Source organism: Streptomyces lincolnensis (genome assembly GCF_001685355.1).
Taxonomy (GTDB): domain Bacteria; phylum Actinomycetota; class Actinomycetes; order Streptomycetales; family Streptomycetaceae; genus Streptomyces; species Streptomyces lincolnensis.
The window spans coordinates 2,538,974-2,552,027 of sequence record NZ_CP016438.1 but is presented as its reverse complement, the minus strand read 5'-3'; the positions used below and the strand labels follow the sequence as shown (position 1 = coordinate 2,552,027).

At 70.5% G+C, this 13,054-nt stretch carries 14 protein-coding genes; 9 read left to right on the top strand and 5 right to left on the bottom strand.

Features of this window, described 5'->3' with window-relative positions; genetic code table 11:
• Positions 1-6: 6 nt before the first annotated feature.
• From SLINC_RS11310 to SLINC_RS11295, 4 genes are all read left to right on the top strand, one after another.
• Positions 7-723 carry a DsbA family oxidoreductase gene (locus SLINC_RS11310; RefSeq protein WP_067430231.1) on the top strand — a complete coding sequence of 239 codons (717 nt, stop codon included), beginning with the start codon at positions 7-9 and terminating at the stop codon, positions 721-723.
• 117 nt (positions 724-840) lie between these two features.
• Positions 841-1,893, top strand: a complete 1,053-nt coding sequence (locus SLINC_RS11305; protein ID WP_067430228.1) for an aminotransferase class V-fold PLP-dependent enzyme — start codon at positions 841-843, stop codon at positions 1,891-1,893.
• A 58-nt stretch (positions 1,894-1,951) separates the two neighbouring features.
• Positions 1,952-2,557, top strand: a complete 606-nt coding sequence (locus SLINC_RS11300; protein WP_375141525.1) for an RNA polymerase sigma factor — start codon at positions 1,952-1,954, stop codon at positions 2,555-2,557.
• Between the two features lie 34 nt (positions 2,558-2,591).
• Positions 2,592-3,641: a maleylpyruvate isomerase family mycothiol-dependent enzyme gene (locus tag SLINC_RS11295; protein WP_067430221.1), complete on the top strand. Its 1,050-nt coding sequence runs from the start codon at positions 2,592-2,594 to the stop codon at positions 3,639-3,641.
• A 61-nt stretch (positions 3,642-3,702) separates the two neighbouring features.
• On the opposite strand, the gene thpD is transcribed toward SLINC_RS11295, so the two are convergent.
• The 5 genes from thpD to SLINC_RS11270 all read right to left on the bottom strand — a co-directional run bounded on the left by thpD (position 3,703) and on the right by SLINC_RS11270 (position 8,328).
• Positions 3,703-4,599, bottom strand: a complete 897-nt coding sequence (gene thpD / locus SLINC_RS11290; RefSeq protein ID WP_067430218.1) for an ectoine hydroxylase — start codon at positions 4,597-4,599, stop codon at positions 3,703-3,705.
• 7 nt (positions 4,600-4,606) lie between these two features.
• Positions 4,607-5,011 (bottom strand): ectoine synthase, encoded by a 405-nt coding sequence (locus tag SLINC_RS11285; RefSeq protein ID WP_067430215.1) that lies wholly within the window; start codon positions 5,009-5,011, stop codon positions 4,607-4,609.
• A gap of 55 nt (positions 5,012-5,066) precedes the next feature.
• Positions 5,067-6,338 carry a diaminobutyrate--2-oxoglutarate transaminase gene (gene ectB, locus SLINC_RS11280; RefSeq protein ID WP_067430213.1) on the bottom strand — a complete coding sequence of 424 codons (1,272 nt, stop codon included), beginning with the start codon at positions 6,336-6,338 and terminating at the stop codon, positions 5,067-5,069.
• 30 nt (positions 6,339-6,368) lie between these two features.
• The gene (gene ectA / locus SLINC_RS11275) at positions 6,369-6,887 is read right to left on the bottom strand and encodes a diaminobutyrate acetyltransferase (RefSeq protein ID WP_067430210.1); all 519 of its coding nucleotides are present in this window, start codon (positions 6,885-6,887) and stop codon (positions 6,369-6,371) included.
• A gap of 340 nt (positions 6,888-7,227) precedes the next feature.
• On the bottom strand, positions 7,228-8,328 hold the full coding sequence (locus SLINC_RS11270; RefSeq protein WP_067445232.1) for a pyridoxal-phosphate-dependent aminotransferase family protein: 1,101 nt from the start codon (positions 8,326-8,328) through the stop codon (positions 7,228-7,230).
• Positions 8,329-8,502: 174 nt separating this feature from the next.
• On the opposite strand from SLINC_RS11270, the gene SLINC_RS11265 reads away from it, so the two are divergent.
• The 5 genes from SLINC_RS11265 (at position 8,503) to SLINC_RS11245 (ending at position 13,013) form a co-directional block, all read left to right on the top strand.
• Complete coding sequence (locus tag SLINC_RS11265; protein ID WP_067430207.1) at positions 8,503-9,360, top strand: ABC transporter substrate-binding protein; 858 nt, start codon at positions 8,503-8,505, stop codon at positions 9,358-9,360.
• Positions 9,357-10,193, top strand: a complete 837-nt coding sequence (locus SLINC_RS11260; RefSeq protein ID WP_067430204.1) for an amino acid ABC transporter permease — start codon at positions 9,357-9,359, stop codon at positions 10,191-10,193. The genes SLINC_RS11265 and SLINC_RS11260 overlap by 4 nt, the downstream gene beginning before the upstream one ends.
• Complete coding sequence (locus SLINC_RS11255) at positions 10,190-11,011, top strand: amino acid ABC transporter ATP-binding protein (RefSeq protein ID WP_067430202.1); 822 nt, start codon at positions 10,190-10,192, stop codon at positions 11,009-11,011. Before SLINC_RS11260 ends, SLINC_RS11255 begins: the two co-directional genes overlap by 4 nt.
• Before the next feature lie 68 nt (positions 11,012-11,079).
• Positions 11,080-11,871 (top strand): PIG-L deacetylase family protein, encoded by a 792-nt coding sequence (locus SLINC_RS11250; RefSeq protein ID WP_067430199.1) that lies wholly within the window; start codon positions 11,080-11,082, stop codon positions 11,869-11,871.
• A 50-nt stretch (positions 11,872-11,921) separates the two neighbouring features.
• Positions 11,922-13,013, top strand: a complete 1,092-nt coding sequence (locus SLINC_RS11245; protein WP_067430196.1) for an amidohydrolase family protein — start codon at positions 11,922-11,924, stop codon at positions 13,011-13,013.
• Positions 13,014-13,054: the final 41 nt, after the last annotated feature.

The window sequence follows — 13,054 nt, the reverse complement described above, 5'->3', positions numbered from 1 at the left end:
CGAGACATGCGCGTCGAGATCTGGAGCGACATCGCCTGCCCCTGGTGCTACGTGGGCAAGGCCCGCTTCGAGAAGGCCCTGGCCGCCTTCCCGCACCGCGACCACGTCGAGGTGGTGCACCGCAGCTTCGAGCTGGACCCCGGCCGTGCGAAGGGCGACATCCAGCCCGTGATCAAGATGCTCACCAAGAAGTACGGCATGAGCGAGGCCCAGGCCCGCGCGGGCGAGGAGAACCTGGGCACACAGGCCGCCGCCGAAGGCCTCGCGTACCGCACCGAGGGCCGCGACCACGGCAACACCTTCGACATGCACAGGCTCCTCCACCTCGCCAAGGAACACGGTAAGCAGAACGAGCTGATCCAGCTCCTCTACCAGGCCAACTTCGCCGAGGAGCGCTCCGTCTTCTCCGAGGGCGACGACCGCCTCGTGGAACTCGCCGTCACCGCCGGCCTCGACGAAACAACCGTCCGCAAGGTCCTCACCGACCCCACGGCCTACGCGGACGACGTCCGCACGGACGAGCGCGAGGCCGCAGAACTCGGCGCCACCGGCGTCCCCTTCTTCGTCCTGGACCGCAAGTTCGGCGTCTCCGGCGCCCAGCCCACCGACGTCTTCACCCGCGCACTCACCCAGGCCTGGGGCGAACGCCCCCCGCTCAAGCTGATCGAGGACTCCGACGCGGAGGCCTGCGGCCCCGACGGCTGCGCGGTCCCGCAGCACTGAAGAAGACGCCACCCCCACCAAGACCCCAGCTCAGCACGGACGTATAAGGAACTCTTGGCGAAACCACGCAGAAACTCGCAATAGACGAGAGAAGAGTCAGACCCCCACAGTGGTCCCATGGAGACCTTCGAGAGCCTCGTCCGTTCCGAGTTCGCCCCGAAGAACACCTTCCTCAACACAGCGAGCAGCGGCCTCCTACCGGCCCGCACCACGGCGGCGCTGCACGAGGCCGCAATGATCCGAGCCGAGGGCGGCCCCCTGGACCCCCTGTTCGCCGACGTGGAGGCGTCCCGGGCGGCCTTCGCCCGGCTCGTCGGCGTCCCGGTCACCCGGGTCGCGGCGGGAGCCTCGGTCTCCAGCCAGTCCGCGCTGGTCGCCGGCTCGCTGCCCCCGGGTGCCGAAGTCCTCACGGCGGAGGACGACTTCGCCTCCGTGGTGAACCCGTTCCACGCCCGAGGCGACCTCAAGCTACGCACGGTCCCGCTGGAGCGGATCGCCGAATCCGTCCGCCGGACCACCGCACTCGTCGCGGTCAGCGCAGTCCAGTCCGCCGACGGCCGCCTCGCCGACCTGCCCGCGCTCCGCGAGGCGGCCAAGGACCACGGCGCCCGCACCTACGTGGACTTCTCCCAGGCGTCGGGCTGGCTGCCGATGGACGCGAACGCCTACGACTACACCGTGTCGACGACGTTCAAGTGGCTGCTGGCCCCGCACGGCGCGGCCTTCCTCGTCGTGCCGGAGGACTTCGGCGACCTGACACCGCTGCTGGCCGGCTGGGTCGCGGGCGAGGAACCCTGGAACAGCTGCTACGGCCCGATCACCGAACTGGCCCACTCGGCCCGGCGGTTCGACGTGAGCCCCGCGCTGTTCACCTACACGGGAACGCGTAGCTCACTCGAACTCATGGAGGAACTGGGCGTGCACGCCATCCACACCCACAACCTCGCGCTCGCCGACCGCTTCCGCACGGGACTCACCGCGCTCGGCCACGAACCGCTGCCCGCCCCGGGTTCGGCGATCGTCTCGGTGCCCCGCCTCGGCCACCGCCAGCCCGACCTGAGCCGGGCGGGCATCGAGGTCTCCGACCGCGCGGGCAACCTGCGGGCCTCCTTCCACCTGTACAACACATCCGACGACGTCGAACGCCTGCTGGAGGCCCTGTCTCCCTGAACCACTGGCGCGGGCCCGTCGAGGACGCTAGGAAGGGCACCAAGGGGTGGTGGTGTCGTTGGAGTCCACGGGCAAGACGTCCGTCGAGCCGTCCGCCGACGCGGAGCTGCACCGGCGGCTGGTGTACGGCGACGAGTCCGCGCTGACGGAGGCATACCGGGCGTACGGCGCGCTGGTACGGGCGGTGGCCGTCCGGGTCACCCGCAGTCCGGGGGCCGCCGAGGACGTGGCGCAGGAGGTCTTCGCCCAGCTGTGGAGCAGGCCGTACGCCTTCGACGCGGGCCGCGGGACCCTGCGCACCTGGCTGTCGGTGCTGGCGCACCGGCGGGCGGTGGACTGGGTGCGCAGCGAGGCCCGGCACCGCAAGGACGCCCGGTCCGACGACGACGCGCTGCACGCCATCGCGGACGCCTGCCCCGGCCCCGACGAGGCGGTGGTCGAACGGGAGCGCTCCCTGCTGCTGCACTCCGCGCTGGCCGAACTCCCGGAGCCGCAACGGGAGGTGGTCCACCTCGCCTACTTCGCGGGCCGCACCTACCGCCAGGCCGCCGTGGAACTCGGCATCCCCGAGGGCACCGCCAAGACCAGACTGCGCACCGCGTTACGCACCTTGGCCGAGTCGTTGGCCGACCCGCCCGACCCGGCGTGGGGAAAGGGCGCATGATGGCAGGCAGGGGAGCCAGGAAGGGAGGCATCCGGTGACCGAGCACGACGAGGTGCGCGACCTGCTGGCCGCCTGGGCCTTCGGCGCACTGGAACCGGCCGAGGAGAAGACGGTCCGGCGGCACCTGGCAGAGTGCGAGACCTGTGGGACAGAGGCCGAACACCTGAAGGAGACCGTACGACTCCTGGACGGCCGGACAGCCCCGCACCCGCCCACCCCCTCCACCCACCCCCACCCCGAAGACACCCTCCCCGCCTCCCTCCGGTCCGCCGCACTCGGCACCCGCCGCCCCGCCACCTCCCAAGTCGCCGCGCACGCGACCCCCTACGCCGCCGCCGTCGCCGGCCTGAGGGCGCTGCTGCCCGAGGCGGAGGCCCACTGGTCCACCCCCGTGGTGCACGACTGGGACGTACACGCGACCCTCGCCCATCTGCTCGCCGCCGACGAACCCCTCGCGGCCCTGCTGGGCATCGAGGCGAGGGTGCCGCTCTCCCCGACGCACGAGACCACCGCGACCACACCCGCCCAGCCCTGGCAGGACGCCTGGAACCGCCGCACCGCCGACGTCATCGCCCACGAGTACGGCCGTACGCCCGAGGAGACCGTGGCCGACTGGTCCGCGCAGGCGGACGCGCTGCTCGCCACGGACGAGGCACGTGACCCCGAACGGGCCGCGCGGGCGGTCGAGTTGATGGGGATGCGGCTGCCGGTCGCCGACCAGTTCCTGGTGCGGGCCTTCGAGACGTGGATTCACACCGACGACATCGGCCGCGCCCTCGGCCTGACGGTCCCGCCGCCGCCCGAGGCGCATCTGTGGCAGCTGATCCGGCTGGCGGTCCGCGTCCTGGGCCTGGCGCTCGGGCCGGCCGCGCCGCCCGTGCTCCTGGCGGTCGACGGCGGCGACCGCTGGGTGCTGGGTTCCGACGCGGAGCCCGTCCGGGCCGAACTGGCCCTGGACCCGGTCGACTTCTGCCTTCTGGTCGGCGGCCGGTACGCGCCCGGGGCGGTGCCGCGGGGTTCCAGCGGCGACGAGGACGCCGTACGGAACGTACTGGAGCGGGCGGCGTCACTGTCCTGGCTGTGACACCGCCCGCTCCGGAGAAGCGCGGAGAACGCGCGGAACGCGGTACTTGCCGGATCGGTGCCTACCGGATCGGCGTGAAGTCCCGCGCCCCGATGAACTCCGGCCGCCGCACGGGCGCCGCGAACGGCTCGACGGCCGTGTTCTCCACGCTGTTGAACACGATGAACACGTTGCTGCGCGGGAAGGGCGTGATGTTGTCGCCCGAGCCGTGCATGCAGTTGCAGTCGAACCAGGTCGCCGAACCGGCCTTGCCCGTGAAGAGCTTGATGCCGTACTCGGAGGCCATGGCGGTCAGCGCCTCGTCGGAGGGCGTGCCCGCGTCCTGCATCTGGAGGGACTTCTTGTAGTTGTCCTTCGGCGTGGCCCCCGCGCACCCGAGGAACGTCCGGTGCGACCCCGGCATGATCATGAGACCGCCGTTGGTGTCGTAGTTCTCGGTGAGCGCGATCGAGACGGACACCGTGCGCATGTTGGGCAGGCCGTCCTCGGCGTGCCAGGTCTCGAAGTCGGAGTGCCAGTAGAAGCCGCTGGCCCCGAAGCCCGGCTTGACGTTGATCCGGGACTGGTGGACGTACACGTCGGAGCCGAGGATCTGCCGGGCCCGGCCGACGACCCGCTCGTCGCGCACGAGGTTCGCGAAGATCTCGCTGATCTTGTGCACCTCGAAGACGGAGCGGATCTCCTGGGACTTCGGCTCGACGATGGAGCGCTCGTCGGCGCGGACCGCCGGGTCCGTGACGATGCGGTCCAACTCACGCTTGTACGTGGGGACTTCGTCCGGGCTGATGAGCTGGTCGATGGCGAGGAAGCCGTCCCGCTCGAACGCCTGGAGATCGGCGCCGGGGATCGGTCCGGCGGCGCCGGGCGCGGACCAGACGACCGGGTCCTTGCGCGGGGTGGACACCTCGGTGGCGCCGCGGCTGGGATAGAGGTCGGGAAGCCTGGTGGCGGTGGTCATGGTGATCTCACACCTCCTCGGGTTCGGTGAGCAGCGGGTAGACGCCGTTCGCGTCGTGGTCCTCCCGGCCGGTCACGGGCGGGTTGAACACACAGATGCAGCGGAAGTCCTCCTTGATCCGCATCGTGTGCCGCTCGTGGCCGTCGAGCAGGTACATGGTCCCGGGCGTGATCGTGTACTTCTGCCCGGTCTCGTCGTCGGTGAGCTCGGCCTCGCCCTCGACGCACACGACGGCCTCGATGTGGTTCGCGTACCACATCGACGTCTCCGTACCCGCGTACAGGATCGTCTCGTGGAGCGAGAAGCCGACCCGCTCCTTGGCGAGGACGATGCGTTTGCTCTCCCAGGTCCCGGACGCGGCCTTCACATGCCGGTCGGTGCCTTCGATGTCCTTGAACGAACGGACGATCACGGTGCTGCGATGCCTCCTAGGTGGATGTGGTGGTGCTTCTGTCGCGGTCGGGCGGTCAGGCCGTCTCGCGGACGGCACGGGCCAGCACGCTGAGCCCGGCGTCCAGTTCCTCGGGCGTGATGGTGAGCGCCGGCAGCAGCTTCACGACCTCGCTCTCCGGGCCCGACGTCTCGATGAGCAGGCCGAGTTCGAAGGCGCGCTTCGCGATCCGGCCGGCCCGCTCCTTGTCGTGGAACTCCATGCCCCACACCAGGCCGCGGCCCCGGTACTCCTTCACGTCGGCGAGGTTCTCCTCGGTGATGGAGATGAAGGCCTGTTCGACCTGCTCGCCCCGCTTGCGGGTCTGCTTCTCCATCGCGGAGCCGTCCGCCCAGTACGCCTCCAGTGTGGCGGTGGCCGTGACGAAGGCGGGGTTGTTGCCGCGGAAGGTGCCGTTGTGCTCGCCCGGCTCCCAGATGTCCAGCTCGGGCTTGAACAGGCACAGCGACATGGGCATGCCGTAGCCGCTGATGGACTTGGACACGGTCACGATGTCCGGCGTGATGCCGGCCTCCTCGAAGGAGAAGAACGCGCCGGTGCGTCCGCAGCCCATCTGGATGTCGTCGACGATGAGCAGCATGTCCTGCCGCTCGCACAGCTCGGCGAGCGCCTGCAGCCACTCCTTGCGGGCGACGTTGATGCCGCCCTCGCCCTGCACGGTCTCCACGATCACCGCGGCGGGCTTGTTGAGGCCGGAGCCCTGGTCCTCCAGGAGCCGCTCGAACCACAGGAAGTCCTCGACGGTGCCGTCGAAGTAGTTGTCGAACGGCATGGGCGTGCCGTGCACGAGCGGGATGCCCGCGCCGGCCCGCTTGAAGGCGTTGCCGGTGACGGCGAGCGAGCCCAGCGACATGCCGTGGAAGGCGTTGGTGAACGACACGATCGCCTCGCGCCCCTTCACCTTCCGCGCCAGTTTCAGCGCGGACTCCACGGCGTTGGTGCCCGTGGGGCCCGGGAACATGACCTTGTAGGGCAGGTCGCGCGGGCGCAGCACCAGGTCCTGGAAGGTCTGGAGGAAGGACCGCTTGGCGGTGGTCGACATGTCGAGCCCGTGCGTGACGCCGTCACGCTCCAGGTAGTCGATCAGGGCGCGTTTCAGGACGGGGTTGTTGTGCCCGTAGTTCAGCGAGCCGGCGCCGGCGAAGAAGTCCAGGTACTCGTGGCCGTCCTCGTCGTACATGCGGCTGCCCTGCGCGCGGTCGAAGACGGTGGGCCAGCCGCGGCAGTAGCTGCGCACCTCGGACTCGAGGGTCTCGAAGACACTGAGGTCGGGCTGGGTGATGGTCACGACGAATCGCTCCTCGTTGCGTGGGGGGTGTCAGGCAGAGGGAGTCAGGGACAGGGGGCCGATGCGGTACAGGACCTCGGGGTCGTGCGGCCCGTCGGGGAACAGGGCCGTGTCGAACAGCACCTCGCGCTCCAGCCGGGCGCCGTGACGCTCGGCGAACGACGTGAACAGGCGTTCGGAGGCGATGTTGCCCGGCGTGATCGTGGTCTCGACGGTGCTGGTTCCGTGCTCCAGGGCGGTCCGTGCGACCAGCCCGTCCAGCAGGGCGGCGGCGAGTCCGCGGCCGCGGTGTGCCTCGTCCACCGCGACCTGCCAGACGAGCAGGGTGGCCGGGTGGTCCGGCCGGAGGTATCCGGTGACGAAGCCGACCGGCTCGCCGTGCTCGTCGCGCGCCACGGCGGACGTGGCGGCGAAGTCGCGGCACCACAGCAGATAGCTGTAGGACGAGTTCAGGTCCAGGACCTTCGAGTCCTTTGCCATCCGCCACAGTGCGGCGCCGTCGGCCACCGTCGGGCGGTCGATGTGCAGGTCTGCTTGTGCGGCAGTCATGCGAATTGAATTTACCGAGGGAAATTCAAAATTGCATCGCCGGGTGGGGTTACGTCCGGGCATCTCTTGTGTTATCGCGCGAGCGCGTGCGTCCGCACGAAAAGAGCCCGGTATCTACCGATTTGGACGTCACATACTACTCAAATCCCCCACGATGTGTAACGCGTCACAGGCATGTAACCCCCACGAGATCCCCCCGACTTACATCGCTTCGCGTCCGCAGAATCTTTGCGTTTAGCCCGAGGAAAAGCGGGCAGAAGAATACGGGAAGCTGCGCTCGAGTGAATTCATGAATTCTCTCGTGAATTAGGCCGGGATTACGCCGGAATTCGGGTCGGCGTTACCGCCGGGCATCCTCCGCCGCCCACAGCGCGCCCTCCACGTCCACCGTCAGTCCCCTGGCGGCCAGTGCGGCGCCGAGCGCGGACAGACTCGCGCGGACGGCTCCCGGGGTGGCGTCCGGGCCGTAGTGGTTGACGCGGATCATCTCCTTGGCCAGGGCGCCGCCGCCCGCGGCGAGCGGGGCGCCGGGGTCCGACTCCAGGGCGCGGGTCACCAGCTCGGAGGCGTCGACGCCCGAGGGCGCCCGCAAGGTCGTGGCGACCGGGGCCGCGTCCGCGGCTTCGTCCACGTACGGCTGGAGTCCGCCGCCCAGCGCCACCGCGCCGGCCCGCGTCGCGGCCGCCGCCGAGGCGTGCCGGGCCATGACCGCGTCCAGCCCCACCGCCTCGATCCGCTCCAGGCACGCCTCCAGCGCCAGCATCTCCAACTGCGCGGGAGCGTGCAGCAGCGCCTTGCGCCCGCCGTCGACCCACCGCTCCTTCCAGTCGAGCAGGGAGAGGTACGACCGGCGCGGCGCCCGGGGGTTCGCCGCCATCCGCGCCCACGCCCGCGCGCTCACCGACACCGCCGACACCCCGGCGGGACCGCCCATCGCCTTCTGCGCCCCGATCACGCACAGGTCCACGCCCCACGCGTCCGGCAGCACCGGTTCGGCCCCGACGGAGGCGACGGCGTCCAGGTAGAAGAGGGCGCCCCGCTCCCGTACGACCTCGCCGATCTCCGCGACCGGGTTGGTGTTGCCCGTCGCGGCCTCCGCGTGCACCAGCGACACGAAGTCGATCTCCGGGTGCTCGGCGAAGGCCTCCCGGATCCGCCCGGCCGTGACCGCCGTGTGGAAGGGCACCGGCAGATCGATCACCGTCGCGCCGCAGTCCCGTAGCCAGTCGCCGAAGGTCTGCCCGTAGGGGCCGGTGATGACGTTCAGCGCGGTCGTGCCGGGACCGGCGGTCCCCCGGATCGCCCCCTCCAGCGGCAGCAGCGCCTCACCCTGCATGATCACGACGTCCTGCTCCGTGCGCAGCAGCCGCGCCACGCGGTCCTCGATCGACGCGAAGCGCGCCGCGGTCAACGGGGCCAGATGCAGAAACGGGTGTGTCACGGCGGTGCTCACTTCACTCACGGGGTAGGGGAGACGAGGGTAACCGGCACCCCACCCGCCCCAGGGACCGGTGACTTCCTAGGCCATACGGCATCAGAACCATCGGATTGATTTGAGAGCCTCAAACCTCTCCTTATAATCAGAAGCCACAGCTCACCCATAGGAAGGCCCGCCGTGAACACGCTCCTCGGGCGCCGGACCCGCGTCCTGGCCGCCACCACCGCGACGGCCGGGCTGCTGCTCGTGGCTGTCTCCGGCTGTACCTCCAGCGACGACGGCGGCAGCGGCTCGAAAACCGCGGCCGGCGGTGTCGAGCTGGTCAAGGCCGGGCAGCTGACGACCTGCACGCACCTGCCGTACCCGCCCTTCCAGTCGGAGATCGACGGCAAGGTCCAGGGCTTCGACGTCGCGCTGATCGACCTGGCCGCCAAGGACCTCGGCGTGAAACAGGAGATCCTCGACACCCCCTTCGAGAACTTCAAGACCGGCGCCTTCCTCAACTCCGGCGAGTGCGACCTGGCCGCGGCCGGCATGACCATCACCGACGAGCGCAAGAAGAACGTCGACTTCTCGGCCCCGTACTTCGACGCCACCCAGGCCCTCCTGGTCGCCAAGGGCAGCGGGATCACCTCGCTCGCCGACGCCAAGTCCAAGAAGAGCAAGCTCGGCGCCCAGGCGCAGACCACCGGCGAGGACTACGCCAAGGGGCAGGGCTTCGACCCGGTCTCCTTCGAGTCCTCCGACGCCGTCCTCAACGGCCTGCGTTCCGGCCAGGTCAAGGCCGTCATCATCGACTACCCCGTGGTCCAGGGCTGGCTGAAGACCAAGGCCAACGCCGACGCCTTCGAGGTCGCCGACAACATCAACACCGGTGAGCAGTACGGCTTCACGGTGAAGAAGGGCAACACCAAGCTGCTGGCCGCCATCGACAAGGCGCTCGCCGACGCCCGGGCCGACGGCACCTACAAGACGCTGTACGAGAAGTGGATCGGCCCGTACGACGAGACCGCGGCCTCCCCGTCCGCCTCATGAGTGCTCCCGCCAAGACCGAACTCCCGCCCCGCAGAAAGGGACTGACCCGCCGTCAGAAGCGCAGCCTGTCCCGCGGTATCCAGTACGTCCTCTTCGTCGCCGCCGTGGCCGCCTTCGCGGTCTCGGCGGACTGGGGCCGGCTGAAGAACCAGTTCGCGCAGGCCGACATCGCCGAGCAGATGTTCCCGGACGTCATCACGATGGCGCTGAAGAACACCGTGCTGTACACGCTCTCCGGCTTCGTCGTCGGACTCGTCCTCGGCATGGTCATCGCGCTGATGCGGTTGTCGTCGGTGGGCCCGTACCGCTGGTTCGCCGGGGTGTACATCGAGATCTTCCGCGGGCTGCCCGCCCTGCTGATCTTCATCTTCATCGGCGTCGCCGTCCCGCTCGCCTTCCCGGGCACCGAGATCATCGGCGGCACCTACGGCAAGGTCGCCCTCGCACTCGGCCTGGTGGCCGCCGCCTACATGGCGGAGACGATCCGCGCGGGCATCCAGGCGGTGCCCAAGGGGCAGATGGAGGCGGCCCGTTCGCTGGGCTTCTCGCCCGCCCGGGCCATGATCTCGATCATCATCCCGCAGGCGTTCCGCATCATCCTCCCGCCGCTCACCAACGAACTCGTCCTGCTCTTCAAGGACTCCTCGCTGGTGCTGTTCCTCGGCGTCACCCTGGAGGAGCGCGAACTGTCCAAGTACGGCCGCGACCTGGCCAGTACGACCGCCAACTCCACGCCGATCCTCGTCGCCGGCCTGTGCTACCTGCTGGTCACGATCCCGCTCGGCTTCGTCGTACGCCGTATGGAGGCGAAGGCCCAGGAGGCCGTGAAATGAGCGAGAAGAGTCCTGGCGCGCGGCCGGAGATCCAGGTCAAGGGCCTGCACAAGTCGTTCGGCGACAACGAGGTCCTGAAGGGCATCGACCTGGAGATCGGCCAGGGCGAGGTCGTGTGCGTCATCGGCCCCTCCGGCTCCGGCAAGTCGACCCTGCTCCGGTGCGTCAACCTCCTCGAAGACCCCACCAAGGGCCAGGTCTTCGTCGGCGGCACCGAACTCACCGACCCGGACGTCGACATCGACGCCGTACGCCGTCGTATCGGCATGGTCTTCCAGCAGTTCAACCTCTTCCCGCACCTGACCGTCACCGAGAACCTCACCCTGCCCCAACGCAGGGTCCTGCGACGGGGCAAGGCGCAGGCGGCAGGGGTCGCCGCCGAGAACCTCCGGCGGGTGGGCCTCGCGGAGAAGGCGGACGCCTACCCCTCCTCCCTCTCCGGCGGCCAGCAGCAGCGCGTCGCGATCGCCCGCGCCCTGTCGATGGGCCCCGAGGTGATGCTGTTCGACGAGCCGACCTCGGCGCTCGACCCCGAGCTGGTGGGGGACGTCCTGGCCGTGATGCGGATGCTCGCGAACGAGGGCATGACCATGATGGTCGTCACCCACGAGATGACCTTCGCGCGCGAGGTCGCCGACCGGGTCGTCTTCATGGACGGCGGAGTGATCGTCGAGGACGGCACCCCCGAGCAGGTCATCGGCAACCCCCGCCACGAACGCACCCGCCACTTCCTGTCCCGCCTGCTCGACCCCGCGATGGCCGACGTGGAGGAGGAGACGTCGGACCAGGTGGGCGGCGGCGAACCGAAGAGCGACTGAGAAAGGCGCCCCAAAAGGGCATACGCGCCTCTGTCGCCCACAGTGCGCCGACCGTCATCATTCGGTGCATGACGACTCTCGACGACGCGAGCGGCTTCGGAGCGGGCACCGCCCTGCCCCCGCTGCCGGAGGACTGGGAACGATGCCTGGCCGTGGCGGCGCACCCGGACGACATCGAGTACGGCACGGCGTCCGCCGTGGCCCGCTGGACGGCCGCGGGCAAGCAGGTCACCTACCTGCTGGCGACCCGCGGAGAGGCGGGCATCGACGGACTGCACCCCGACGAGGCGGGCCCGCTGCGCGAGGCCGAGGAGCGGGCCGGGGCCCGCGAGGTCGGCGTGGACACGGTCGAGTTCCTCGACCACCGCGACGGCACCATCGAGTACGGACCGGCCCTGCGCCGCGACATCGTGCGGGCGATCCGCCGCCACCGCCCCGAGATCGTGGTGACCGGCGCCTACGACATCCGTATGGTCGCCGGAGTGATCAACCAGGCCGACCACCGTGTGGTGGGCCTGGCCGCCCTCGACGCGGCCCGGGACGCGGGCAACCGCTGGATCTTCCCCGAACTCGCCGACGAGGGCCTCGAACCCTGGGGCGGGGTGCGCCGCGTGTGCGTCGCCGGCAGCGACCGGCCCACCCACGGCGTGGACGTCTCGGGCGAGCCCCTGGAGCGCGGCATCGCCTCCCTGACCGCCCACGCCGAGTACACCAAGGGCCTCGGCGCCCAGGGCTTCGACCCCGGCCCCTTCCTGACCTGGGCGGCCAGGCAGGGCGGCCCCGCCCTCGGCGTCGAGGCCGCCGTCCTCTTCGACGTCCACCAGCTCGCCTTCGAGGGCCCTCCGCCCTGGGAGCGGTGAGGCCCCGGCCGCCTGCCCGGCGCTCCGGTCCGCTCACTAGGGTGCGATGCATGAACGATCACGCGGTGCTGCACGTGAAGGGCCGGATCCTGGTCGGCCCCGAGGACGTACGGGACGACCTGTGGGTCGTCGACGGCCGGATCTCCTACGACCGTCCCGTCGGCGCCCACGACGTCCGTACCGTCGAGGGCTGGGCGCTGCCCGGGCTCGTCGACGCCCACTGCCATGTGGGCCTGGGCGCGCACGGCCCGGTCGACCAGGACGTGGCGGAGAAGCAGGCGCTGACCGACCGCGAGGCGGGCACCCTGCTGATCCGCGACGCCGGCTCGCCCTCCGACACCCGCTGGACCGACGACCGCGAGGACCTCCCGAAGATCATCCGGGCGGGCCGGCACATCGCCCGCACCCGGCGCTACATCCGGGGCTTCGCCCACGAGATCGAGCCGGACGACCTGGTCGCGTACGTCGCCCAGGAGGCCCGGCGCGGCGACGGCTGGGTGAAGCTCGTCGGCGACTGGATCGACCGCGACCTCGGCGACCTGTCGGCCTGCTGGCCGCGCGGGGCCGTGGAGGCGGCGATCGCCGAGGCCCACCGCCTGGGCGCGCGCGTGACCGCCCATTGCTTCGCCGAGAGCTCGCTGACGGACCTGGTCGAGGCGGGCATCGACTGCATCGAACACGCCACGGGCCTGACCGACGAGCTGATCCCGCTGTTCGCCGAGCGGGGCGTGGCCATCGTCCCCACCCTCGTGAACATCGCGACCTTCCCGACCCTCGCCGAGGGCGGCGAGACCAGGTTCCCCCGCTGGTCCGCCCATATGCGGCGACTGCACGAGCGCCGCTACGACACGGTCCGCAACGCCCACGACGCCGGCATCCCGGTCTACGTCGGCACCGACGCCGGCGGCACGCTCCCGCACGGGCTCGTCGCGGCCGAGGTCGCGGAACTGGTCACGGCCGGCCTCACCCCCGTCGAGGCCCTCGCCGCCACCACCTGGAACGCCCGCCCCTGGCTCGGCCGCCCCGGCCTGGAGGAGGGCGAGGCGGCCGACCTCGTGGTGTACGAGACGGACCCGCGTGCGGACGTACGCGTGCTGTCGGCCCCGCGCAGGGTGGTGCTGAACGGGCGGGTCGTGGAGTGAGCCGGCGACCGCGCGCCGGGAGATTCGAAGGTGTGCGCGGG

Coding starts and splice junctions, on each gene's coding strand:
- SLINC_RS11310 (WP_067430231.1), top strand. CDS start 7: ATGCGCGTCGAGATCTGGAGCGACATCGCCTGCCCCTGGTGCTACGTG.
- SLINC_RS11305 (WP_067430228.1), top strand. CDS start 841: ATGGAGACCTTCGAGAGCCTCGTCCGTTCCGAGTTCGCCCCGAAGAAC.
- thpD (WP_067430218.1), bottom strand. CDS start 4,599: ATGACCACCGCCACCAGGCTTCCCGACCTCTATCCCAGCCGCGGCGCC.
- ectA (WP_067430210.1), bottom strand. CDS start 6,887: ATGACTGCCGCACAAGCAGACCTGCACATCGACCGCCCGACGGTGGCC.
- SLINC_RS11260 (WP_067430204.1), top strand. CDS start 9,357: ATGAGTGCTCCCGCCAAGACCGAACTCCCGCCCCGCAGAAAGGGACTG.
- SLINC_RS11255 (WP_067430202.1), top strand. CDS start 10,190: ATGAGCGAGAAGAGTCCTGGCGCGCGGCCGGAGATCCAGGTCAAGGGC.
- SLINC_RS11250 (WP_067430199.1), top strand. CDS start 11,080: ATGACGACTCTCGACGACGCGAGCGGCTTCGGAGCGGGCACCGCCCTG.
- SLINC_RS11245 (WP_067430196.1), top strand. CDS start 11,922: ATGAACGATCACGCGGTGCTGCACGTGAAGGGCCGGATCCTGGTCGGC.